Origin of the sequence: Chelativorans alearensis, from assembly GCF_010993735.1 — a bacterium.
Taxonomy (GTDB): domain Bacteria; phylum Pseudomonadota; class Alphaproteobacteria; order Rhizobiales; family Rhizobiaceae; genus Chelativorans; species Chelativorans alearense.
Genome location: NZ_WQNI01000013.1, coordinates 225,759 through 249,449, shown reverse-complemented (window position 1 = coordinate 249,449; position 23,691 = coordinate 225,759). Strand labels below are relative to the sequence as shown.

The following is a 23,691-nucleotide window of genomic DNA, read 5'->3' as shown; positions in this document are numbered from 1 at the left end:
CTTGGGTTCCGACCGAGGGGGATGCTCTCTGCGGAACCCGCCATCGCCACCGGGCACGGCGGTCCACTGAAATCCCCGCAATATCGTGTTCCACGTGCGGCGAGCCGATCAGCCGCGAAGAGGCGGGCGTTTCGATGAACACCAAGCGGTCCTATCTGGACAACCTGAATGCGGGGCGGCAGCGCAGGTCCGATACCACCCTTGAGGACATCAGCCGCACCCTCGACCAACTGGAAAGGCGCCTGGGGCAGAAACCGGAGACCCACCAGCGCGCGCCCGAAAGTGAAAGCGACATCACGCAGCGCATGCAGCGCCTTTCGGAAGTTGCCGCCGAGCCTCTTCCTGTAGACCCTCGCACCCATGGCGCAAGCGAAGGCCGTGACGAATTGCAGCGCATCGCGCGCCAGATCGAAAGTTCCCGCCGCCAGGAAGATCAGCTCGCCTCCATCGGAGGCATCGCGGAGGAGTTGAAGGCGCTACGTGAAGACATGCGTGCCACGGTCGGCACCGGCATGCGGCGCGAGTTCAACGCCCTTCGCGAGGAACTGGCAAGTATCATGGCCGCCGCGCCGCAATCGCCCATGACCGCCGAGCTGAACGCGGAGTTCGAGCGGCTTTCGAGGGCAACCGCCCTTCTGGCCGAGCGCAGCGACGACAAGAGCACGAAGATGCTGCGGCTGGAACTGGAAGAGGTAAAGGCTTCGCTCGACAACCTGGCGCGGGAGGAGACCGTACGCTCCCTCGGCAAGCGTTGGGACACCATCGAAAGCCGGCTCTCGTCAGGCTCCGACCCGGCCGTCGAAAGGCTCGGCGCGCGGCTGGAGGAAATCGGCGCGGCGGTCGAGGGCCTGCCCGCCTCGCTCTCGTTGCGCACGCTGGAGGAGTGTCTGCGCACCTTGGCAGGCTCCCTCGACCAGTTCGCGGGACAGCCCGCCAGCGGCCAGCACGACCTTTATGCCATGATCGAGGAACGCCTCGACGAGATCTCGCGCGCCATCACGGCGTCGGCCGCGCTTGCCCACTCGTCGAGTTTCGACGAAAGGCTGCTGGAGCGCATCGAGGCCCGCATCTCCTCCCTGGCGAACCAGATCAACGAGCTGGCCGAAGACCGCCCGGACGGCATCGTCGCCCAGCGGCTCAACGCGCTCTCCGATCGCATCGACGAGGTCGCCCGGCGCATCGACGTGCCGGAGCAGACGGTAGAGCGGCTGGCCGGCACCATCAGCCGGATTTCGGAGAAGCTCGACACGGTTTACCGTTCTGACGACGCCGGCCTCATGGCGGCCATGGACAGCCGCTTCGCGGATCTCGCCGCCCGCATCGAGGAGGCGCGCGAGGAGACCGGCGACGGCGCTGCCCTGCGCGCGCTGGAGACGCGGCTGGAGGATATCTCCGGCCGGCTGCAGAATTCCGCCTCCGCGGGCGTTGGTGTCGACCTAGAGGTGATCCGCAATCTGGAAGCGCAGGTGGCAAGCCTCTCTGCCCACCTGGAGCGCCCCGGCCGCGAGGTCCCCGAATTCGAGGACCTGGCGCCGCGGCTGGAGAAGATCGAGCAGTCGATCGGCGAAAGCCGTGCCGCCATGATCGATGCCGCGCGCCAGGCAGCCGAGCACGCGGTCCAGACATTGGGTATCGCTCGCGCCGCGCCGCCGGACGACCGTTTGACGGAGGACCTGAAGACGCTGGAAGCGCTGACGCGCAAGTCCGACGAGCGCAACACCAAGACCTTCGAAGCGATCCACGACACGCTGCTCAAGATCGTCGAGCGCCTGGGCTCGATCGAGGCGAACAAGGTTGCCGTCGCCCGCGCGCCGTCCATCGACCCCGTGGAAGGCTATGAGGATGCGGCCGCGCCGCGCCATCCCGAGCCGGGGCGCACACCGGCCGAAGCCGCCGCGGCCGCCGCCGAGGCCGCACTGTTCGACGAGGAGACGAGCGCTCCACGGGGACAGCAGAAGCGCTCGATGCTGGGCGGGCTTTCGCGTGCCATCACCGGCAGACGCGATCGTGCCGAGGAGAACATCCGCGAGGAGCCCACCCTTGCCGACGAGCCCGAGGAGGGCGCGTTCGAGCCGTCCCTCGACGAGGAGCGGATCAACGAGCCGCTGGAACCCGGTTCCGGAGCGCCCGACCTCAACTCCATCATGCGCCGCGTGCGCGACCAGCACGGCACACGCGATGCCGCCTCTGCGGATGCGGCGAAGGCGGATTTCATCGCCGCCGCACGTCGCGCCGCCCAGGCCGCGGCCGCTGAGGCGGAAATCCTGAGAGACAGCCGCACCGAAACTTCCGGCAAGGGCGGCAAGCTCGGTATCGGCAACGTTCTCGGCCGTCGCAAGAAGCAGCTGCTTCTCGTGGTCGGCACGGCCATCGTGCTCGCCGGCGGCTTGCAATACGCCAGGACGACGCTCTGGCAGGACGGCGAACCGGTGCGCCTGGCGCAAGTGGTCGAGCCGGCCGAGGCGCCTCGACAGGCTGCGGTGAAGCCGGAGCCGGCCAAGCCTGAAGCGGAAGAGCGGCCAGCCGCACCAGTGCGTGTGGTCGACGCGCGCGAAGAGGCGGGCGAGGATGAGGAGATGGCAACGGCTGCCGTTGCCTCTCCCCACGATCTAACACCGGTCGCTGAGAGCGAAACGCGGACGGCAAGCCTCGATCCCGTTCTCCCGCCGAGCCTGCCGATGGCCGCGCCGCTGCGGGAAACCGCCTCAAACGAGGCAGCCGCCGAGCCGGCCGCGCGCGACCTGCCGAAAGTGCCTGAGGCGATCGAGCCCGCGTCGCTGCGCCAGGCAGCGGCGGAAGGCAATGCCGCCGCGCTCTTTGAAATCGGCAACCGCTATGCGGATGGAGTAGACGTGGAGGCCGACATGGCGGAGGCCGCCCGTTGGTATGAGGAGGCCGCCGAACTGGGCCTCGCCCCGGCGCAATACCGCATCGGCAACCTCTATGAGAAAGGCACCGGCGTCGAGCGCGACGTCGCCAAGGCGAAGACGTGGTACCAGCGTGCCGCCGAACAGGGCAACGCCAGCGCCATGCATAATCTGGGTGTCCTCTTCGCCATGGGCGCCGACGGCGCGACGGACAACCGGTCGGCCGCGCGCTGGTTCCAGGAAGCCGCCGATCTCGGCGTCGTCGACAGCCAGTTCAACCTCGGCATCCTGGCCACCAAGGGCATCGGCGTAACGCGCGATCTGAGCGAGGCCTACAAGTGGTTCGACATCGTCGCCAGGACGGGTGACGAGGATGCTGCAGCCAAGCGCGACGAGATCGCCAAGGCGATGGCACCGGCCGACCTCGTCAAGGCCCAGGGCAAGGCAAAGCTCTGGAAGGCGCGGCAAGCCGACCCTGAGACCAACACCGTCGACATCCCCCGCGAGTGGCGCACGGACGGGACGGCGACCGGCAGCGTCGACATGAGGAAGGCCATCGGCAACATCCAGGTCATCCTCAACAAGAACGGCTTCGATGCCGGCCCCGCGGACGGCGTCATGGGCGACAAGACGCGCGCCGCCATCAGGGCCTTCCAGAAGGAGAACGGCCTGGCCGTGACGGGCGCCGTCGACGATGCGCTGGTGCGTGCGCTGCTGGCGCGCAACGAAGAGGCGCGGTGAACGGTGCGGCCATGGCATGAATCCGCCACCGGGCCATTTTCCCGCAAGTTTTCAAAGTTTTCCGCTCCCGCGTGTTTGACTTCGCCGCATTGTGGGCGCAAGAACGAGGGCAACCATTGAGCGTGCGCAACAGGCCCGTTGCGCATTTTGTACATAACAATCCCAGGTGTCGCGGGTGGGCATCTATCTCCCGATCGCGGAAATGTCCGTCAACATGGTGGTCCTGCTCGCCATGGGGGCCGCTGTCGGCTTCCTTTCCGGCATGTTCGGCGTCGGCGGCGGCTTCCTCGTCACGCCGCTCCTGATCTTCTACAACATCCCGCCGGCCATCGCCGTGGCGACCGGCGCCAACCAGGTGATTGCCTCCTCCTTTTCCGGCGCGCTCGCCCATTTCAAGCGCGGCACCCTCGACATGAAGCTCGGCGGAGTGCTTCTCACCGGCGGTGTCGTCGGGTCGTCCATCGGCATCTATGTCTTCGCCTACCTGCGCAGCCTTGGGCAGCTCGACCTCATCGTCTCGCTGCTTTACGTGGCCTTTCTCGGTGCCGTCGGCGGCCTGATGCTGGTCGAAAGCGTGCGCGCCATCCGCCGCGCCAGGGGTGGCCAGGCTGCCACGCTCCGCCGCCCCGGCCAGCACAACTGGATCCACCGCCTGCCGCTCAAGATGCGCTTCCGCGCCTCTAAGATCTTTGTCAGCGTCATTCCGGTGTTGGGCCTTGGCGCCATCATCGGCTTCCTCGCCTCGATCATGGGCGTGGGCGGCGGCTTCATCATGGTGCCCGCGCTCATCTACCTGCTCAAGGTACCGACGAACGTCGTCATCGGCACGTCCCTGTTCCAGATCATCTTCGTCGCCGCCTTCACCACGGTGGTGCACTCGACGGCCAACCAGACGGTGGATGTCGTCCTCGCCTTCCTGCTCATGGTGGGCGGGGTGGCCGGTGCCCAGTATGGCGCGCGGGTCGGCCAGAAGCTGCGCGGCGAGCAGTTGCGCGCCCTGTTGGCGGTTCTGGTGCTGGCCGTCGCGCTGCGGCTGGCCTTCGATCTGTTCGTGCGCCCGGCAAGCGTTTATTCGCTGGCGACGGGGGCGGTCTGACCGATGCTCCTCCCGCGCGCTCTCCTTCTTCTCCTCGTCACTGCCCTCGCCGGCAAGGCGCATGCCCAGGAGACGGTCGACGAAGGGATCCAGATCGGCCTCTCGACCGACCGCGTCTCCATCACCGCAGATTTCGCTGGCGCCAATCTCACCATCTTCGGTGCGCTGGACAACGTCGATCCGCTCATCAGCCGGCAGGGCCGCTACGATGTCGTCGTGGTGCTGGAAGGGCCGCCGCGCACGGTTGTGGTGCGCAAGAAGACGCGGGTGCTTGGCATGTGGATCAACACCCAGTCGGTGGTCTTCCGCGACGTGCCGGCCTCCTATTCGGTCGCCATGACCCGGCAGCCGCAGGACATCACCACCGACGCCAACTACCGGCGATTGGCCCTGCGCACGGAGAACGTTCATCTGCGGCCGCTCGACCCGGAAGAGAACGCGAGCACCCTTGCGGAATTCACCGACGCGCTCCGCGCCCGCAAGGAGGCGAGGGGGCTCTACGTGGAGTATGCGGGCGGGGTGCAGTTCCTATCGCGCACGCTGTTCCGCGCCACGCTGCGCCTGGCGCCCAACGTGCCCGTCGGCACCCACCGGGCGCGCGCCTTCCTGTTCCGCAACGGTGTCTTCGTCGAGGAGACGTCGGCCGCGCTGACGATCCGCAAAGCCGGGCTGGAGCAGCGCATATTCGAATACGCGCACGAGGAAAGCTTTCTCTACGGCCTCGCCGCTGTTTTCGTGGCGATTGTCACCGGCTGGCTCGGGCGGATGGTGTTCCGTAAGGAATAGCTTGGAGCAATTCCAGGAAAAGTGGGAACCGGTTTTCCGTCCGGAATTGCGACCAGGCAAACCCTAAGTAGGCCGCAGCATGGCGCCGGCAATCGGGTAGACCCGCTCGGTCCCCAGCATATAGGCCGTCAGCGCCTCGCGGCGGAACAGCCCGGCAAAGGCACGGTCGAGCACGTTCAAGCTGCCCGTCAGGCTGCCGAAGGCGGGCATGACGAGGCGCGCGCCGTCGGAAGCGAAGCAGGCCCGCCGCACGGAGCGGCCGCGCCGCACGATGCGGGCGCCGGGGTGCAAATGGCCGGCGATCTCGCCCTCGGCCTCGCCCGGCGACGGCTCATGCCGGAAGATAAGGCCGCCGACGCCAAGCTCCTCCACCCAATGGCCGGGCAGGCCTTCCGGGGGCAGGGGGTCGTGATTGCCGGAGATCCAGTACCACTCGCGCCCCGCCATCAGGAGAAGCAGCCGCTCGCGGAAGACCTCGGGCATGCGGCCGGCGCCATCCGCATCGTGGAAACTGTCGCCGAGGCTGACGACGGCCGCCGGCCGATGCCGGTCGATCACGGCGGCCAGCCGCTTCAGCGTCGCCGCCGTATCGTAGGGCGGCAGCATGCTGCCGCGCCGGGCGTAGGACGACCCCTTCTCCAGATGCAGGTCGGAGACGACGAGCAGGCGGTCGGCGGGCAGGTAAAGCGCTCCCAAGGGATCGCAGACAGCACCCTCGCCGGCGATTGCGATCTCGACCGCCGGCAGCACCCCTCCGGTCCCCTCCATCACGTTCATGCGTCGCCCATGGCCTCCTCGATCAGGCTGTCCGCCGCTTCCCCAAGCAGCGATTCGCTGGCGCCGCCCGGCACCGGCTCCTTGCCGATCTCCAGCATCACGGGCACGGCCAGCGGCGAAATCCGTTCCAGGTCCTTATGCACGATTCGGCCACGGGTGCGCGACAGCATCTCGCCGAGGCGCGCTATGTCGAGCAAACCCGTGGCCGCATCCCGCCATGTTGCCTGAAGCAGGATGTGGTCGGGCTCATGGGCGCGCAAGACGTCATAAATAAGGTCGGCGGAAACTGTCACCTGGCGCCCCGTCTTCTCCTTTCCCGGATGGCGCTTCTCCACCAGGCCGGAGATGACCGCGCAATTGCGGAAGGTGCGCTTCAAAAGCCAGCTATCCGCCAGCCAGGCCTCCAGGTCGTCGCCCAGCATGTCCTCGTCGAAGAGCTGAGCCAGCGACAGCGCGCCCTTGCGGATCATGCCGCCCATGTCTTCCAGCCCCCAGACGGCAAGGGAATAGTCCGTCGCCACGAAGCCGAGCGGCCGCGCCCCGGCGCGCTCCAGCCGCCGTGTCAAAAGCATGCCCAGCGTCTGGTGCGCCAGCCTGCCCTCGAAGGGATAGGCCACCATGTAGTGGCGGCTGGCACGCGGAAAGGTCTCGACAAGCAGGTCCTGCCTGCGCGGCAGCACCGATTTCTCCTTCTGGATGCGCAGCCAGTCGGCCACCTGTTCGGGCAGCGCCTTCCAGCGCGCGGGATCGCCCAGCATGGCCCGCACCTCGCCGGCAAGATAGGTGGAGAGCGGAAACTTGCCCCCGGCATAAGACGGCACCATGGCGTCCTGCCCGGCGGCGGAAGTCACGAAACACTCGTTCTCGCGAATGCCCTCGAAGCGCAAGGTGCGCCCGGAGAACAGGAACGTGTCCCCCGGCGCCAGCGTCTCGAGGAAATACTCCTCCACCTTGCCGAGCACCATGCCGCCGCGCATGGCGCCACCGCGCTGCCGCGTCAGCCGCACGTTCAGCATCGGCGCCTCGACGATGGTGCCGACATTGAGCCGGTACTGCTGCGCAATGCGCGGATGGGAGATGCGCCAGCGCCCGTCCTTCATGCGGCGGATGCGGGCATAGCGCTCATAGGTCTTGAGCGCATAGCCGCCGGTGGCGACGAATTCGACGACGCGCGAGAAGGTGGCCGCGTCCAGGCCGGAATACGGCGCAGCGCTCCGCACCTCGTCAAAGAATTCCGCTTCCTCGAACGGCCCGGCGCAGGCTCTTCCCAGCACATGCTGCGCCAGGACGTCGAGCGCGCCTTCGCTCAGTGGCGGCGTGTCCTGCGCACCCAGATAATTGGCCTCGATTGCGGCCCGGCACTCCATCACCTCGAAGCGGTTCGCCGGCACGAGGATCGCCCGGCTCGGCTCGTCCATGCGGTGGTTGGAGCGGCCGATGCGCTGGGCAAGCCGGCTCGCTCCCTTGGGCGCGCCCACATGCACCACCAGGTCCACATCGCCCCAGTCGATGCCGAGGTCGAGAGTGGAGGTGGCGACGATCGCCCGCAGGCTGTTCGTCTCCATCGCCTTCTCCACCCGCCGCCGCTGCGCAACGTCGAGCGAGCCGTGATGCAGCGCGATCGGCAGGTTGTCGGCATTGATGTGCCACAGCGCGCGGAACAGAAACTCCGCCTGGCTGCGCGTGTTGACGAAGAGCAGCGTCGTCTTGTGCCGCCTGATCGCCTCGTAGACGGCGGGAATGGCATAACGCGCCGAATGGCCGGCCCACGGCACGTGCTCATCCGTCTCCAGTATCGTGATCTCGGGCTTGGCCCCGCCCGCAACGGTAACGATGTCGGCCATCGCCCCCGGCGGGGTCTGGCCCACCAGCCAGCGGCGCAGCGCCTCCGGCTCGGCCACAGTCGCCGAGAGCCCTATGCCCACCGTCCCCGGCGCCAGCTTGCGCAGCCGCGCCAGCCCCAGCGAAAGCAGATGCCCGCGCTTCGAGGTGACCAGCGAATGCAATTCGTCCAGCACCACATATTTCAAGCCGGCAAAAAAGCGCTCCGCATCGCCTGAAGCGATCAGCAGCGCGAGCTGCTCCGGCGTCGTCAGGAGAACGTCCGGCGGCACATGCTTCTGGCGCTGCCGCTTGTGCGCCGGCGTATCGCCGGTACGCGTCTCCATCCGGATGTCGAGCCCCATCTCGCTCACCGGCTGCGTCAGGTTGCGCTGGATGTCGACGGCCAGCGCCTTGAGCGGGGAGATATAGAGTGTGTGGACACCCTGGCGCGGCGCCCCGGGCTTCGGCCGCGCCCGCTCCGCAAGATCGACGAGCGAAGGCAGGAACCCCGCCAGTGTCTTCCCCGCCCCCGTCGGCGCGATCAAGAGCACCGAGCGCCCCTCGCGCGTGCGCGCCAGAAGATCGAGCTGATGCCGCCGCGGCGTCCACCCACGCGCGGCAAACCACTCCCGGAACGGCACGGGCAGGGTGGCGGCACGGGCGCCGGCGGTAAGGTCGGTTTCCTGGTCCAAGTCGATAGAACTAATGCAGAACAGACGCGCCGCCAAGATCGGGATGTGCAGCCGGAGCGGGCACGAAGGAATGGAGCCCGTCAGGAGACTTCCCCCAGCACCTTCCACTCCCCGCCAAATCGCCTAATCTCCACCCCATGATGCAACCGCGCGACCTCCTCCGCTCCCGCCCCGAGGGCCTCTACTGTCCCCCGGGCGATTTCTTCATCGACCCGGTGCGCCCCGTCGCCCGCGCCCTCGTCACCCATGGCCATGCCGACCACGCGCGCGCCGGCCACGGCTCGGTGCTGGCCACCCGCGAGACACTCGACATCATGGCCCTGCGCTACGGCGAAGATTTTGCCGGCGCCACGCAGGAAGCCGCACTCGGCGAGACGGTTAGCATCGACGGCGTGCGCGTCACCTTCCACCCGGCCGGCCACGTCCTCGGCTCCGCACAGATCGCCGTAGAGGCCGGCGGCACGCGCATCGTCGCCTCCGGCGACTACAAGCGCAGCACTGACCCCACCTGCGCCGCCTTCGAGCCGGTCCCCTGCGACGTCTTCATCACCGAGGCGACCTTCGCCTTGCCGGTCTTCATCCACTCGAACGCGGAAGAGGAGATCGGCCATCTCCTCACCTCTGTGCGCCGCTTTCCCGAGCGCACCCACATCGTCGGTGCCTACGCGCTCGGCAAGGCGCAGCGCGTCATCGCCCTCCTGCGCAAGGCCGGCTACAGCGAGACCGTCTTCATCCACGGCGCGCTGGTCAAACTCTGCGCCTATTACGAGGGCGTCGGCGTATCCCTCGGCCCCCTCCAGCCGGCGACCGTCGAGGAGGACGGCGCCGCCCCGCCGGCGGGCGCCATCGTCGTCGCCCCGCCCGCGGCGACCGACGACCGCTGGTCGCGCCGCTTCGCCGACCCGCTTTCCTGCTTCGCCTCTGGCTGGATGCGCATCCGTCAGCGGGCGCGCCAGCGCGGCGTCGAACTGCCGCTCATCATCTCCGACCACGCGGACTGGGGTGAATTGACCGACACCATCCGCGAGATGGGTGCGGCCGAGGTGTGGGTGACCCACGGCCGCGAGGAGGCGCTGGTGCGCTGGTGCGAACTGAACGGCATCGCCGCAAAGCCCCTGCACATCGCCGGCTACGAGGACGAGGCGGAATAGTGGAACGCTTCGCCGAACTGCTCGACCGGCTGGTGCTGACGCCCGCGCGCAACGGCAAGCTGCGGCTTCTCACCGATTATTTCGCCACCGTGCCGGACCCCGACCGCGGCTATGGCCTTGCCGCCCTCACCGGCGGCCTCGACTTCCCGGCGGTCAAGCCCGCCATGCTGCGCACGCTGACGACCGAGCGCGTGGACCCGGTGCTCTTCGCCTATTCCTACGACTATGTGGGCGACCTTGCCGAGACCGTCTCCCTCATCTGGCCCGCGGACGGCGGAACGGAAGCGCCCGCCCTTTCGCACGTCGTCGAGCGCCTCTCCCACGCCAGCCGCTCGGACGCACCGGCGGTGATGGCGAAGCTCCTCGACCAGCTCTCCCCTTCCGGCCGCTTCGCCGCCATCAAGCTCGCCACCGGGGGCCTGCGCGTCGGTGTCTCGGCACGGCTCACCAAGCAGGCGCTGGCCGAGTTCGGCGGCGTGGAAATCCAGGAGATCGAGGAGCTGTGGCATGGCCTGACGGCTCCATACTCCGACCTGTTCGCCTGGCTCGAGGGTAAGGGCCCGAAGCCCGAGAATGCCGCACAAGCGCCCTTCCGCCCCGTCATGCTGGCGCACCCGGCGGCGGAGGCCGACTTCTCCGCCCTCGACCCGGAAGCCTACGCCGCCGAGTGGAAGTGGGACGGCATCCGCGTGCAGGCGGTGGCCGAGGGCGGCATCCGCCGCCTCTATTCGCGCACCGGCGACGACATCTCGGGCGCCTTCCCGGACCTTGTCGAAGCCATGGATTTCGACGCCGCGCTCGACGGGGAACTGCTCGTCGGCGACCCACGCTCAACGACCGGCACCTTCTCCGACCTGCAGCAGCGGCTCAACCGCAAGACGGTCTCGCGCGCCATGCTGGCGGACTATCCGGTCTTCATGCGCTGCTACGACCTCCTGCTTCTGGGCGAGCGCGACGTCCGCGCGCTGCCCTATGCCGAGCGCCGCCCGCAACTCGCCGCCTTCCTGGCCGAACTCCCCGACGACCGCTTCGACCTGTCGCCGGAAATCGCCTTCACAAGCTGGCAGGAGCTCGACGACAAGCGCTGCCACCCGCCGCACCCCGTCATCGAAGGCGTCATGCTGAAGCGCAGGGATTCGCCCTATCTCCCCGGCCGTCCCAAGGGCCCGTGGTTCAAATGGAAGCGCGATCCCTTCACCGTCGACGCCGTGCTGATGTACGCCCAGCGCGGCCACGGCAAGCGCTCGAGCTTCTATTCCGACTACACCTTCGGCGTCTGGTCCGGCCCGGCGGAGGACCCGGTGCTCGTCCCCGTCGGCAAGGCCTATTTCGGCTTCACCGACGAGGAACTCCGCCAGATCGACAAATACGTGCGCGACAACACGGTGGAGCGCTTCGGCCCGGTGCGCGCCGTACGCGCCGACTTAGGCCACGGCCTGGTCCTCGAAATCGCCTTCGAGGGCCTCAACCGCTCGACACGCCACAAATCCGGCATCGCCATGCGCTTCCCCCGCATCTCCCGGCTCCGCTGGGACAAACCCGCCCACGAAGCCGACCGCATCGAGACGCTGGAAGCCATGCTGCCGGCGGGTTAACGCGCGGGCTTCTCAAGTTCATAGGTCGCCTGAAGCTCCCCGGAGCGGTAGACGTAGCTGGCGCTGCAGGTGCCCTTGTCGGGTGTCGTATCGCAGTTCGTGCTGTGCACCTGCACCTTCAGCACCGTGCCGTCCTGCTCGAATACCGGCACGCCCCCGAGGATCAGCGTCGGGTTCTGATAATCCTTGCTGGAAAGCGCCACGTCGATGTTGCAGCCGCCGTTGCCGCAGAAGGCCGTGGCCGCCCCCTCGCACGCCATCTGCGATGGATCGAGCACATAGTCCTCACGGCCGTCGCCATCCAGATCCGCGGTCAGGATGCGCGGCCGGTCGGCGTCTTCCTCCATGGTGCCGCCCAGCGCCGTGCACTCCTCAGCATAACCGTTGATGGCCGCCTCGACACCAGGCGGAAGCTCGGCGGCACATGAAGTCGCGGCAAAGGCGAGGAACGCCAGGACGGCGACCGAGGAAGAACGGCAACGATGCATCTGAGACTTCTCCTGCTAAGCCCCGCATGCAACCGTAAACCGTCCAAACGGCAATCCTGCAACCGCCTTCGCTCCTGGATGGCTCCTCCGCACCCCCTCATCCCCACAAATCGGCATCGGCGGCCCTGGCCGCGCCCCGCCCGCCCTTCCCGTCCCCGGCGCTCATCATGTCGGCCACCGCCTGCAAGGCATCGACGATCTCGCGCCGCCTCTCCGCTTCCAGTACGGCGAAGCGCGTGGCGAAAGTGCCACCGAGCGGCTCCGGCGCATTGGCGACGAGAGCCATGCCCTTTTCCGTCAGCCGCGTATGCACGATGCGCCGGTCGAGCGACGAGCGGTAGCGCTCGATGATCGCCCGCTCCTCCAGCTTGTCGAGGATGGTGATGACCGTCGCCGGGCTCAGATCGGCGTGCGCGGAAAGCACCGTCGTCGTCACCTCGCCCAGCGCGGCGATGGCTTTCAGGATCACAAGCTGCGGCGCCGTCAGGCCGATCGCCTTGATGAGCGCCCTCGACTGCAGGTCGCTTGCCCGCAGGATGCGGCGGATGGATTTCTCGACGACGCGCAGCTCCTCGGACGGGAACCGGCCGGCAGCCTGCGCGTTCTGCGAAAGTGGGTTCATGAGGCGACGCCATTCATTTGACATCAAATCATCAGAACTATAACTAACATGCTGCCCGGCGCAACAAGTAACGAGGGAACACCCGCTTCTCATGTGCGGAATTTGCGGAGAGCTGAGATTCGACGGCGGCCGGCCGTCACCCGTCGCCCTTTCGAAGATGATGGAAAGCCTTGCCCCGCGCGGGCCGGACGGCACCGGCGTGATGCTGCACGACACTATGTCGTTCGGCCACTGCCGGCTGAAGATCATCGATCTTTCGGAGAAAGCCCGGCAGCCCATGGAGGATCCCGAGCTGGGTCTCACCATCTGCTTCAACGGCTGCATCTATAATTATCCGGAACTGCGCGCCGAGCTCGAGGAGAAGGGCTACCGCTTCTTCTCCACCGGCGACACCGAGGTCATCCTCAAGGCCTGGCACGCCTGGGGCGAGGAATGCGTCGAGCGCTTCCACGGCATGTTCGCCTTCGTCCTGCACGAGCGCGACACCGGCCGCATCGTCATGGCGCGCGACCGTTTCGGCATCAAACCACTCTATCTCTCCGAGACGCCGAGCACCTTGCGCTTCGCCTCGTCCCTCCCGGCACTGGTGGCCGGCGGCGATGTCGATACCTCCGTCGACCGTATAGCCCTCCACCATTACATGACCTTTCATGCCATCGTGCCGCCCCCGCGCACGATCCTCAACGGCGTCAGGAAACTGCCGCCCGCCACCATCCGCGTCATCGAGGCCGACGGGGCCAAGCGCGACCGCGTCTACTGGGACCCGCCCTACGAGCGCGACCCCGCCCTGACCGCGCTCAGCGGGGAAGAATGGCGCGACCGCGTGCTGGAGGCGCTTCGCCTCGCCGTCAAGCGGCGCATGGTGGCCGACGTGCCGGTGGGCGTTCTTCTGTCCGGCGGCGTCGATTCCAGCCTCATCGTCGGCCTCCTGGCCGAGGCGGGTCAGACCGGCCTGATGACCTTCTCCGTCGGCTTCGAGGAGGCCCATGGCGAGAAGGGCGACGAGTTCGTCTATTCCGACATGATCGCCGCGCGCTTCGGCACCAACCACCACAAGATCTTCGTCCCCTCGAGCGACCTCATGGACGCGCTGCCCGGCACCTTCCAGGCGATGTCGGAGCCCATGGTCTCCTACGACAATGTCGGCTTCTACCTCCTGTCGAAGGAGGTCTCGAAGCACATCAAGGTCGTGCAGTCCGGCCAGGGTGCGGACGAGGTGTTCGGCGGCTATCACTGGTACCCGCCGCTGATGAGCTCCAACGATGTCGTCAGCGATTACGCCAAGGTCTTCTTCGACCGCTCGCACGCGCGGCTGAAGGAGCAGCTCGCGCCCGAATGGATGACGGAGGAGGATGTCAGCCGCGCGCTCGTCGCAAGGCACCTTACGCGGCCGGGCGCCGATACGCCGGTGGACGCGGCGCTCAGGCTCGATTCCTCGGTCATGCTGGTCGACGACCCGGTCAAGCGCGTCGACAATATGACCATGGCCTGGGGGCTGGAGGCGCGGGTGCCCTTCCTCGATCACGAACTCGTGGAACTCGCCGCCCGCATTCCGCCCGAGGAAAAGCTGAAAGGCGGCGGCAAGGGCGTCCTGAAGGACGTCGCCCGCCAGGTGGTCCCCAGCGAGGTGATCGACCGCACGAAGGGCTATTTCCCCGTGCCGCAGCTCAAATATGTCGCCGGGCCCTATCTGGATATGGTGCGCGATGCGTTAAGCTCTCAAGCAGCACGAGAGCGCGGGCTGTTCCGGCAGGAGTATCTGGATACGCTCTACGCCGCGCCCGCCGACCACATCACGCCCCTGCGCGGCTCCGCGCTGTGGCAGGTGGGATTGCTGGAATTGTGGCTGCAGACCCACGGGATCTAGTGCCCACTATCATGGATAGATGCGTCATGAGATCGTCTTTTCGCCCGCAAATGCTAGGAGCCGCGCGCAGCGCGATGCGCGACATCGGGCAAGCGCGGCGACGCCGCAGGTGCGGGCGAAAAGACGACCCTATGGGCGGTCGGGGGGGGGGTGCACCACCCCCGACCGTCTCATGATGCATCTATCCATGATAGTGGGCACTGACAGATGGCAAAGCATGACGAGCAGGCTGGGCGCGCCCACCGGGGGCGCACCGACAAGGCGCTCGGCCATCGCCTGAAGCGGCTGCGCAGCGAAACCATGAAGCCGGCGACCGGCCATGGCGAAGGCGAGGAGGACAGCCGAGCGAAATCGGTGGCGCTCGAACTTGGCTGGGGCAGGCTGCTCTTCGCCCAGACTTATCCCACCAACGCCGAGATCGTCGAAGCCCTGCACGAAGAAGGCCCGGCCCGCCGCGACATCGCCTTTTATATCCGCGATCCGCACGTGCTCCTGGCGCTCGCGCCGCAGGAGCTCTTCCTCGACCCGTCCCACACCTACCGGCTGAATCTCGCCACCTACCGGCCGAGCCAGCGCCAGCCGCGCGGCTTCTTCATCCGCAGGCTGTCCTCCGAGGCCGACGCAGATGCCGTCAACGCCATCTACCAGAGCCGCGGCATGGTGACGGTCAGGCCGGACTTCTTCTGGAGCAAGCGCGACAGTCGCGCCGTCACCTATCTCGTCGCCGAGGACGAGTTGACCGGCGATATCGTCGGCACGGTGACGGGCGTCGACCATCGCCGCGTCTTCCATGACCCGGAGAACGGCTCGTCCCTGTGGTGTCTGGCGGTCGACCCGCAAAGCCGCCATCCCGGCGTCGGCGAAATGCTGGTGCGCCGCCTGGCCGAGCACTTCCAGGCACGCGGCGCCAGCTTCATGGACCTGTCGGTCATGCACGACAACGAGCAGGCCATCGCGCTCTACGAGAAGCTCGGCTTCCACCGCGTCCCCATCTTCGCCGTCAAGCGCAAGAACCCGATCAACGAGAAGCTGTTCACCCATCCCCCGGCCGCCTACGACCAGCTCAACCCCTATGCCCGCATCATCGTCGACGAGGCGCAGCGCCGCGGTGTGGCCGTCGACATCACCGATCCCGACGGCGGCTTCTTCCGCCTGTCCTTCGGCGGCCGTTCCATCCACTGCCGCGAAAGCCTTTCCGAGCTCACCTCCGCCGTCGCCATGTCGATCTGCGACGACAAGGCGGTCACGCGGCGCACGGTGGAAAGGGCGGGCCTGATCGTGCCGGCCCAGCTCGACGCTGCAAGCGGCAGCAAAGCCATCGCGGATTTCCTGAAGAAGCACGGGCGCTTGGTGGTCAAGCCGGCACGCGGCGAGCAGGGCCGCGGCGTGGCCGTCGGGCTGGAGACCCTGGAGGAGGTGGAGGAGGCCATCGCGGCGGCGGGCGAGGTCAGCGACAGCGTGCTCGTGGAAGCCTGCTTCGACGGCGAGGACCTGCGTCTTGTCGTCATCGACTACCGGCTGGTCGCCGCCGCCGTGCGCCGTCCGCCCTGCGTGGTGGGGGACGGGCGCAGCACGATCGAGAAGCTGATCGCCCACCAGTCGCGCCGCCGTGCCGCCGCCACTGGCGGCGAGAGCACGATTCCGGTCGATGGCGAAACGCGGCGCTGCCTCGCCGGTGCCGGCTACGCGCTCGATTCCGTGCCGCCGGAGGGCGAGGAGGTGGTGGTGCGCAAGACGGCCAACCTGCACACCGGCGGCTCCATCCACGATGTAACGGAACAGGTTCATCCCGTGTTGGTGAACGCGGCCTGCACGGCCGCGCGCGCCATCGAGATCCCGGTCGTGGGGATCGACTTCATGGTGCGGTCGCCAAACCTGCCCGAATATGTTTTTATCGAAGCGAATGAGCGGCCTGGCTTGGCCAATCACGAACCGCAACCCACCGCCGAACGCTTCGTCGATCTTCTGTTTCCGCGTACGGGCCTCAAGTCAGCGAAGCAGGCGCTCGGCTCCAAGGAGTGATCCGTGACGCGTCTGAAGATCGACGTCGACTACCTCACTGCGCAATTGAAAGCCCTTCTGGCGATCGACAGCCCCACCGGATACACCGACACAATCGTCCGTCACGTCACGGAGGAGCTGGAGCGGCTCGGCCTGGAGCCGGAGTTGACGCGCCGCGGCGGCATCCGCGCCATCTGGCGCGGTGCCCGCCGGCGCGGCGCGCGGGCCATCATCACCCATGTCGACACGCTCGGCGCCCAGGTCAAGCTTATCAAGGAGACGGGCCGCCTGGAGCTTGTGCCTATCGGCCACTGGTCGGCCCGCTTCGCGGAGGGTGCACGCGCCACCATCTACACGGAGAAGGGCAGCTTCCGCGGCTCCATCCTGCCCCTGATGGCCTCCGGCCACACCTTCAACGAGGGTGTCGACAACCTGCCCATCGGTTGGGAGCATATCGAATTACGCGTCGATGCGCTGGCCTGGAGCCGCGACGACACCGCATCGCTCGGCATCGATGTCGGCGATTTTGTCGCCATAGACCCGCAGCCGGAGTTCCTGGAGAACGGCTTCATCGTCTCGCGCCATCTCGACGACAAGGCGGGCGTCGCCATCGCGCTCGCCTCGCTCGAGGCAATGCGGCGCCATAACGCCCGCACGCCGGTCGACACCCACTGGCTCTTCACCATCTCCGAGGAGGTGGGCGTGGGCGCGGCGGCCATCGTCACGCCGGAGATCGCCTCCATGGTCACTATCGACAACGGCACCACCGCGCCCGGGCAGAACTCGTCCGAGTTCGGCGTCACCATCGCCATGGCCGACCAGGCCGGCCCCTTCGACTATCACCTGACCAAGAAGCTGGTCGACCTGTGCCGGGAGGAGGATATCCGCTTCCAGAAGGACATCTTCCGCTACTACCGCTCCGACTCCGCCTCCGCGCTGGAGGCCGGGCACGACGTGCGCACCGCTCTCATCGCCTTCGGCATCGACGCCTCGCATGGCTACGAGCGCATCCACATCCACGCCCTGCGCTCGGTGGCCGAGCTGACGACGGCCTACGTCATGAGCCCGCTGGAGATCGAACGCGACGTGGAAGAGGTCTCCGACATCGAGGGCTTCACCGAGCAGCCCACCGAAGCCGCCGAGCAACCCACCCGCCCGCGCAAACTGCCCGAGCCACGGTAGGCGCCTATCGAGCTGTCATCCTGAGCTTATCGAAGGGGGAGGGCACTCGCACATGGGTGGTTCAGCCCCCACTCCGCTTCGAATGCCTTCGCCCCGCGCGGCGCGCTCAATCATCCGGTCACCCCGGCGGGATGGGGCCTTTATTCATGCGGCATGGCATTGCCGCCGCGCCGCGCCCCTCGTCGCCTCATTGAAAATGAATTTCACATACATCCAAAAAGATACGGGGAAACGTTGACGGGCAGGAAAATATATCACAACGTAAGAAAATAAATTACGCCGTCCTCCGCTTCCAGGGGCCTGCCAAATATGAGAGTTGGAATTGTCGGGTTAGGGTTTCGTCTCGGCTATCTGGGGCATGTCTTCAGCGCACTCGACGACGATTTCGAGATAGCGGGCTACGTCGATCCCGCCCCCGCCGGCCTCCCCACCTTGAAGGAACACGGCATCGCCGCCGGCAAGGCCTACGCCACGCCCGAGGACCTCGTGGCAGCCGAAAAGCTCGATCTCCTGATGATCGGCTCGCCCAACCACATGCATCTCGAGCACATCCGTTTCGGCCTTACCACCGGCCTGAAGCTGTTCTGCGAAAAGCCGATCGTCGCCACCATCGAAGAGACCTACGAGCTCGCCGCCCTCCTCGCCCGCTACGGGCACGAGCGGCTGATGGTCGGGCTCGTCCTGCGCTACTCGCCCCATTTCCGGCGCGTCATCGCCGCCCGCGACGAAGGCACCCTCGGCGAGATCGTCTCCATCGAGGCGTCCGAGCATATCGAGCCCGAGCACGGCGCCTTCTTCATGCGCGACTGGCGCCGCTACGAGCAATATGCCGGCAGCTTCATGCTGGAAAAGTGCTGCCACGACCTCGACCTCTACAACGCCGTCGTCGGCGCCCGGCCCGAGCGCGTGGCGAGCTTCGGCGGCCGCAAGAGCTTCGTGCCGAAGAACTCCCCCGCCAACGAAGGCATCAACGACCTTAGCCTTTACCACCGCAAGCCGAGCGGCTGGCTCGGCAGCGACAAGGTGTTCGACAGCGACGCCACCATCATCGATTTCCAGACGGCGATCGTTGAATATGAGGGCGGCGCCTCCATGGCCTTCCACACCAATCTCAACGTCCCGGACCAGTTCCGCCGCTTCTGCATCATCGGCTCCAAGGGCATGGCCGAGGGCGACTTCATCCGCGGCTTCCTCGACATCCACGACGCCCGCACCGGCGAAAAGCTGGTCGCCGAGAAATACGCCGCGCGAACCGCCCTCTCCCAGCACTACGGCGCAGACGAGCAGATGGCGGCCGATATCATCGCCCATGTGAAGAGGGGCACCCCCTTGCCGGTCTCCGCCCTCGACGCGATGGAGGCGGGCATTCTGGCCCTCGCCATGGACGAGGCACGGCGCACCAAGGCCGTCGTCGACCTCTCTCCCTTCTGGGATCGTTTCGACGAGGCGCTCAGGCCGCCGCGGGCCGCGTGAGGGGGCGATAATGACGATCAGACAAAGCGCCGTGGTGTTCGCCTGGATCCTGCTCATCCCGGCCCTTCTCTACGTGCTGGTGATCGTCGCCTATCCGCTTGCCGACACGATCAATCTCTCCTTCACCAACGCCTCGCTCCGGCGCACCTACGATTGGATCGGCTTCGACAACTACCGCAACATCTTCAAGCGCGGCTTCTCCGAGGTCATTCTCCGCACCCTCGTGTGGACGTTCTTCTCGGTCGGCCTGAAGATGGTCATCGGCACCTTCGGCGCCGTCATGCTCAACGCCGCCGTGCCCGGCCGCACCATGTTCCGCGTGCTCACCATGCCGCCCTGGATCGTGCCCATGGCCATCGGCATCTTCATGTGGGGCTGGATGTACAACGGCCAGTTCGGCATGATCTCCGGCCTCCTGCAGCGCTTCGGCGTGATCGACGGCCCGATGCCTTTCCTCGCCTTCGGCACCTCCGCCTTCTGGGCCACCATCGTCACCGACGTGTGGATCGGTGTGCCCATGGTGACGATCTATCTCCTCGCCGCCATCCAGTCGATCCCGAGAGACCTCTACGAGGCCGCCTGGGCCGACGGGGCAGGGCGCTTCTACCGCTTCCGCCGCATCACCCTGCCGCTCATCGTGCCGGCGCTCATCACCATGTCGATCATTTCGCTGATCTCGACCTTCAATTCCTTCGACATCATCTGGATCCTCACCCAGGGCGGGCCGTCCGGCAAGACGACGACCATGATCATCGACACATACCGCACGGCCATCGGCTCCTACAAATTCGGCGAAGGGGCGGCCCGGGCGGTGCTGATCTGCATCTTCCTGTCGGTCTTCTGCTTCGCCTATTTCCGCCTCATCAGCCGCTTTTCGGGAGCGACCATGCGATGAAATCGAACGCCATGATCGACCGTTACCGCTGGTACGAGATGGTCGGCATCTATGCCGGCATAGCGCTCTTCCTCACCTTCGTGCTCGCCCCCTTCGTCGAGGGCTTCCTCGTCTCCCTGAAGCCGCTCACCTATCTCTTCTCCTCCCCCTACAAGTTCTGGCCGCAGAACGCCTCCTTCGATGCCTATTTCACCATGTGGGAGCGCGTGCCGCTCCTCGGCCGCTACATCTTCAACTCCATCCTCATCTCCACCATCGGCACCCTCATCGGCGTCATCCTCATCACGCCGGCGGCCTACGCCTTCGCCCGCTTCGATTTCCGCGGCCGCGGCCCGCTGCTCGGCGCCTTCCTGGCGGTCAACATGTTCTCCGGCGCCGTGCTGCTCATCCCGCTCTACCGGCTGATGCGCAGCTTCGGCCTCCTGAACACGTATTTCGCGATGATCGTGCCCGGCGTTGCCTTCGTCATCCCCACCGGCATCTGGCTCCTGCGCACCTACATGCTGCGCATCCCGCAGGAGTTGGAGGAGGCGGCCCTCGCCGACGGTGCCAGCCGCTTCTACACCTTCCGTCGCGTCATCCTGCCGCTCGCCATGCCCGGCATTTCCGTGGTCGCCATATACTCGTTTCTCACCATCTACGCGCAGCAGTTCATCTACGCGCTCACCTTCAATTCGAAGACGGAGTACATGCCGCTGCCGGTCGGCCTCTACGCCTTCTTCGGCCGCCAGGACGTCATCTGGAACGAGTTGATGGCGGCGAGCTTCCTCGGCGTCCTGCCGGTGTTCGTCGTCTTCATCTACCTGCAGCGCTACCTGGTGGCGGGAATGACCGCCGGCGCCTTGAAAACATGAGAATCGGCCGCGCGGGAAGCGCCCGCGCGGCACACGGGCCGAAGGCGGGAGAGGAGATGAAAACCTGCCGAAAGCCCCCAGCACTTGGGTAAGAAAAGCCAGCACTTGGGTAAAACAAGAAAGGGAACAGACATGACCAGGAAAACACTGCTCGGCACGGCCACGCTCGCCCTTCTGGCGACGGGCTCAATGGCCCCCGTGGCGATGGCACAGGACGAGACCGCCATCACCATGATCCAGTGCGGCGATGCGCTCGCCGAGGGCTATGACGGCTTCATCAAGGAATGGGAGGAGAACAATCCCGGATACAAGGTCGATGTGGAGATCATCGGCTGGTCGCAGTGCCAGGACAAGATCACGACGCTCGCCGCCGCCGGCACGCCGGTGGGTCTTGCCTATGTCGGCTCGCGCACGCTCAAGCAGTTCGCCGAGAACGGCCTCATCGTGCCCATCCCGATGAGCGAGGAGGAGAAGGGTTCCTACTACCCCAACATCGTCTCCACCGTCACCTATGACGGCACCCAATGGGGCGTCCCGGTCGCCTTCTCCACCAAGTCGCTCTACTGGAACAAGGACCTGTTCGAGGAAGCCGGCCTCGACCCCGAGACCCCGCCGAAGACTTGGGCTGAGCTCTACGACATGGCCGCGACGATCACCGAGAAGACGGACGCCGCCGGCTACGGCCTGTCGGCCAAGACCTTCGACAACACCATGCACCAGTACCTGCATTGGGTTTACACCAACAACGGCAAGGTGATCGACGAGAACGGCGAGATCGTCCTCGACAGCCCGCAGAACCTGGAGGCCCTCACCTGGTACGGCAAGATGGTGGATGTCGCCCAGGAGGGCCCGACCGCCTACGAGCAGGACGATCTCACTGCGCTCTTCAACGATTCGAAGGTGGCCATGATCCAGCAGGGCCCGTGGGTGCGCGTGCGCCTCGATGAAGGCCTCAACTGGGATGTCGCGCCGCTGCCGCTCGGCCCGCAGGCCGAAGGCCCCGGCACCCTCCTCATCACTGACAGCCTCGCCGTCTTCGAAGGCACCGGCTACGAGGAGCAGGCCATCGACCTTGCCAAGTGGCTCACCAATCCGGAGCACCAGTTCTTCTACGAGAAGACCCACGGCCTAACGCCCCTGCGCCCGGTCGACGGCGTCGAGGAGATGGTCGCGGAAGATCCGACCTGGGGTCCCTTCCTCGACGGCATCTCCAACGGCGGTCCCGAGCCGCTCTTCACCGACTACAAGGCCTTCCAGAACGCCATGATCGACATGGTCCAGTCCGTCGTGACGGGCGACAAGGAGCCCGAGGTGGCCCTGAAGGATGCCGCCGAGGAAATCGACGCCTACAAATAGGCCGATCTCTCCTGAGACCAGTCCCGAGGGGTAGGGAAGCCGTTCGCGGCATCCCCGCCCCTCGGGCATCCCCGCCTCTTGGACTTCGGCGCGGGATGGGCGAGTATGAAAGCGAAAGTCGCGCAATCGAGACAACACCGGCCGCTGCCGCGCCCACGGGCCCGCGGCCTCCCGCCGGTGACAAGTGAGGCGCCTTGGGTCAGCTGAATTTTTCCAACATCCACAAGCGCTTCGGCGCTGCCGAGATCATCAAGGGCATCGACCTGGAGGTCGAAAAGGGCGAGTTTGTCGTCTTCGTCGGGCCGTCCGGCTGCGGCAAGTCCACGCTCCTGCGCATGCTGGCGGGCCTTGAAGAGGTCACCAAAGGCGACATCGTCATCGACGGCGTCAAGGTCAACGAGCTGCCGCCGGTCAAGCGCGGCATTGCCATGGTCTTCCAGTCCTACGCGCTCTACCCGCACATGACGGTGTTCGAGAACATCGCCTTCCCCCTGCGGGTGGAAAGGACGAAGGAGGAAGAGCTCAAGGAGAAGGTGCACGCCGCCGCCCGCATCCTGCAGCTCGATCAGCGGCTGGAGCAGAAGCCGGGACAGCTTTCCGGCGGCCAGCGCCAGCGCGTCGCCATCGGCCGCGCAATCGTGCGCGAGCCCAAGATCTTCCTGTTCGACGAGCCGCTGTCGAACCTCGATGCGGCGCTCCGCGCCGAGATGCGCATCGAGCTCACCAAGCTGCACAAGCGGCTGAAAGCGACGATGATCTACGTCACCCACGACCAGGTCGAAGCCATGACCATGGCCGACCGCATCGTGGTGCTCAACAGCGGCGAGATCGCGCAGAACGGGGCGCCTCTGGAACTCTACCACAAGCCGGAGAATCTCTTCGTCGCCGGTTTCATCGGCAACCCGAAGATGAATTTCCTGCCCGTCACCTGCAAAGGAGCGGGGCGAGACGGCGTGAAGGTCGAGTATGACGGCCGCACCATCACCGTGCCCGTCGCCCCGCGCCAGGGCATTGAAGGCAGCAAACTGACGCTGGGCATCCGCCCGGAGCACATCCACCTCGGCCAGGGCGACCTCGACATCCCCGTCGCCCCCACCGTCATCGAGCGCCTCGGTGCAAACACGGTCGTCTATGCCGTGCTGCCCGGCGGCGACACCGAAAACTACTGCGCCCTCATCCCCGGCTCCGCCCCGGTGCGCACCGACGAGACCATGGAGACCGGCGTTTTCGCCAAGGACTGCCACCTGTTCGACGAGGACGGCGCTGCATTCGAGCGCCGGGTGGAAATGAAGGAAGTCGACCCGGAACTGCTGGTGGCGACCGGGTGACCGGCCTGGCGCCGATGACAGCGCCAATCCGGGTTCGCTGCCCTGCGGGGACATCCGGAGCGTGCGATCGGTTTCACCGCAGCTGCTCCTTTCCAT

Annotated in this window: 17 protein-coding genes; 13 read left to right on the top strand and 4 right to left on the bottom strand. The window is 66.5% G+C overall.

Going from position 1 to position 23,691, the window contains the following annotated elements; translation table 11 throughout:
- Positions 1 to 134: 134 nt before the first annotated feature.
- The 3 genes from GPJ75_RS19975 (at position 135) to GPJ75_RS19965 (ending at position 5,490) form a co-directional block, all read left to right on the top strand.
- A complete protein-coding gene (locus tag GPJ75_RS19975) occupies positions 135 to 3,608 on the top strand; it encodes a peptidoglycan-binding protein (RefSeq protein ID WP_163270583.1) in 3,474 nt (1,157 codons plus the stop codon).
- Positions 3,609 to 3,783: 175 nt separating this feature from the next.
- The gene (locus tag GPJ75_RS19970) at positions 3,784 to 4,704 is read left to right on the top strand and encodes a sulfite exporter TauE/SafE family protein (RefSeq protein WP_163270582.1); all 921 of its coding nucleotides are present in this window, start codon (positions 3,784 to 3,786) and stop codon (positions 4,702 to 4,704) included.
- Positions 4,705 to 4,707: 3 nt separating this feature from the next.
- On the top strand, positions 4,708 to 5,490 hold the full coding sequence (locus GPJ75_RS19965) for a TIGR02186 family protein (RefSeq protein ID WP_163270580.1): 783 nt from the start codon (positions 4,708 to 4,710) through the stop codon (positions 5,488 to 5,490).
- Positions 5,491 to 5,553: 63 nt separating this feature from the next.
- On the opposite strand, the gene pdeM is transcribed toward GPJ75_RS19965, so the two are convergent.
- The gene (gene pdeM / locus GPJ75_RS19960) at positions 5,554 to 6,267 is read right to left on the bottom strand and encodes a ligase-associated DNA damage response endonuclease PdeM (protein WP_163270578.1); all 714 of its coding nucleotides are present in this window, start codon (positions 6,265 to 6,267) and stop codon (positions 5,554 to 5,556) included.
- Complete coding sequence (locus GPJ75_RS19955; RefSeq protein WP_163270575.1) at positions 6,264 to 8,783, bottom strand: ligase-associated DNA damage response DEXH box helicase; 2,520 nt, start codon at positions 8,781 to 8,783, stop codon at positions 6,264 to 6,266. The genes pdeM and GPJ75_RS19955 overlap by 4 nt, the downstream gene beginning before the upstream one ends.
- Before the next feature lie 140 nt (positions 8,784 to 8,923).
- Between GPJ75_RS19955 and GPJ75_RS19950 the strand changes: the two genes are divergently transcribed.
- Positions 8,924 to 9,934: a ligase-associated DNA damage response exonuclease gene (locus tag GPJ75_RS19950; protein WP_163270892.1), complete on the top strand. Its 1,011-nt coding sequence runs from the start codon at positions 8,924 to 8,926 to the stop codon at positions 9,932 to 9,934.
- Positions 9,934 to 11,529, top strand: a complete 1,596-nt coding sequence (locus tag GPJ75_RS19945) for a cisplatin damage response ATP-dependent DNA ligase (RefSeq protein WP_163270573.1) — start codon at positions 9,934 to 9,936, stop codon at positions 11,527 to 11,529. Before GPJ75_RS19950 ends, GPJ75_RS19945 begins: the two co-directional genes overlap by 1 nt.
- On the opposite strand, the gene GPJ75_RS19940 is transcribed toward GPJ75_RS19945, so the two are convergent.
- Positions 11,526 to 12,017 (bottom strand): hypothetical protein, encoded by a 492-nt coding sequence (locus GPJ75_RS19940; RefSeq protein ID WP_163270571.1) that lies wholly within the window; start codon positions 12,015 to 12,017, stop codon positions 11,526 to 11,528. The two genes, GPJ75_RS19945 and GPJ75_RS19940, sit on opposite strands and share 4 nt — an antisense overlap.
- 97 nt (positions 12,018 to 12,114) lie before the next feature.
- Positions 12,115 to 12,639: a MarR family winged helix-turn-helix transcriptional regulator gene (locus GPJ75_RS19935; RefSeq protein ID WP_163270569.1), complete on the bottom strand. Its 525-nt coding sequence runs from the start codon at positions 12,637 to 12,639 to the stop codon at positions 12,115 to 12,117.
- A 91-nt stretch (positions 12,640 to 12,730) separates the two neighbouring features.
- Here GPJ75_RS19935 and GPJ75_RS19930 point away from each other — a divergent pair, with 91 nt between their 5' ends.
- The 8 genes from GPJ75_RS19930 to GPJ75_RS19895 all read left to right on the top strand — a co-directional run bounded on the left by GPJ75_RS19930 (position 12,731) and on the right by GPJ75_RS19895 (position 23,595).
- Positions 12,731 to 14,506: an N-acetylglutaminylglutamine amidotransferase gene (locus GPJ75_RS19930; protein WP_163270567.1), complete on the top strand. Its 1,776-nt coding sequence runs from the start codon at positions 12,731 to 12,733 to the stop codon at positions 14,504 to 14,506.
- A gap of 207 nt (positions 14,507 to 14,713) precedes the next feature.
- Positions 14,714 to 16,528, top strand: coding sequence for an N-acetylglutaminylglutamine synthetase (gene ngg, locus GPJ75_RS19925; protein WP_163270565.1), 1,815 nt, complete (start codon positions 14,714 to 14,716; stop codon positions 16,526 to 16,528).
- A 3-nt stretch (positions 16,529 to 16,531) separates the two neighbouring features.
- Positions 16,532 to 17,689: an osmoprotectant NAGGN system M42 family peptidase gene (locus GPJ75_RS19920; RefSeq protein WP_163270563.1), complete on the top strand. Its 1,158-nt coding sequence runs from the start codon at positions 16,532 to 16,534 to the stop codon at positions 17,687 to 17,689.
- 309 nt (positions 17,690 to 17,998) lie between these two features.
- Positions 17,999 to 19,162 (top strand): Gfo/Idh/MocA family protein, encoded by a 1,164-nt coding sequence (locus GPJ75_RS19915; RefSeq protein ID WP_163270561.1) that lies wholly within the window; start codon positions 17,999 to 18,001, stop codon positions 19,160 to 19,162.
- Positions 19,163 to 19,172: 10 nt separating this feature from the next.
- Positions 19,173 to 20,057 carry a carbohydrate ABC transporter permease gene (locus GPJ75_RS19910; protein ID WP_163270559.1) on the top strand — a complete coding sequence of 295 codons (885 nt, stop codon included), beginning with the start codon at positions 19,173 to 19,175 and terminating at the stop codon, positions 20,055 to 20,057.
- Complete coding sequence (locus GPJ75_RS19905; protein WP_163270557.1) at positions 20,054 to 20,911, top strand: carbohydrate ABC transporter permease; 858 nt, start codon at positions 20,054 to 20,056, stop codon at positions 20,909 to 20,911. Before GPJ75_RS19910 ends, GPJ75_RS19905 begins: the two co-directional genes overlap by 4 nt.
- Before the next feature lie 132 nt (positions 20,912 to 21,043).
- Positions 21,044 to 22,267: an ABC transporter substrate-binding protein gene (locus tag GPJ75_RS19900; protein WP_163270555.1), complete on the top strand. Its 1,224-nt coding sequence runs from the start codon at positions 21,044 to 21,046 to the stop codon at positions 22,265 to 22,267.
- 194 nt (positions 22,268 to 22,461) lie between these two features.
- On the top strand, positions 22,462 to 23,595 hold the full coding sequence (locus GPJ75_RS19895) for an ABC transporter ATP-binding protein (protein ID WP_163270553.1): 1,134 nt from the start codon (positions 22,462 to 22,464) through the stop codon (positions 23,593 to 23,595).
- Positions 23,596 to 23,691 lie beyond the last annotated feature (96 nt).

Coding starts and splice junctions, on each gene's coding strand:
- GPJ75_RS19935 (WP_163270569.1), bottom strand. CDS start 12,639: ATGAACCCACTTTCGCAGAACGCGCAGGCTGCCGGCCGGTTCCCGTCC.
- GPJ75_RS19900 (WP_163270555.1), top strand. CDS start 21,044: ATGACCAGGAAAACACTGCTCGGCACGGCCACGCTCGCCCTTCTGGCG.
- GPJ75_RS19950 (WP_163270892.1), top strand. CDS start 8,924: ATGCAACCGCGCGACCTCCTCCGCTCCCGCCCCGAGGGCCTCTACTGT.
- GPJ75_RS19975 (WP_163270583.1), top strand. CDS start 135: ATGAACACCAAGCGGTCCTATCTGGACAACCTGAATGCGGGGCGGCAG.
- GPJ75_RS19915 (WP_163270561.1), top strand. CDS start 17,999: ATGAGAGTTGGAATTGTCGGGTTAGGGTTTCGTCTCGGCTATCTGGGG.
- ngg (WP_163270565.1), top strand. CDS start 14,714: ATGGCAAAGCATGACGAGCAGGCTGGGCGCGCCCACCGGGGGCGCACC.
- pdeM (WP_163270578.1), bottom strand. CDS start 6,267: ATGAACGTGATGGAGGGGACCGGAGGGGTGCTGCCGGCGGTCGAGATC.
- GPJ75_RS19910 (WP_163270559.1), top strand. CDS start 19,173: ATGACGATCAGACAAAGCGCCGTGGTGTTCGCCTGGATCCTGCTCATC.
- GPJ75_RS19940 (WP_163270571.1), bottom strand. CDS start 12,017: ATGCATCGTTGCCGTTCTTCCTCGGTCGCCGTCCTGGCGTTCCTCGCC.
- GPJ75_RS19965 (WP_163270580.1), top strand. CDS start 4,708: ATGCTCCTCCCGCGCGCTCTCCTTCTTCTCCTCGTCACTGCCCTCGCC.
- GPJ75_RS19905 (WP_163270557.1), top strand. CDS start 20,054: ATGAAATCGAACGCCATGATCGACCGTTACCGCTGGTACGAGATGGTC.
- GPJ75_RS19930 (WP_163270567.1), top strand. CDS start 12,731: ATGTGCGGAATTTGCGGAGAGCTGAGATTCGACGGCGGCCGGCCGTCA.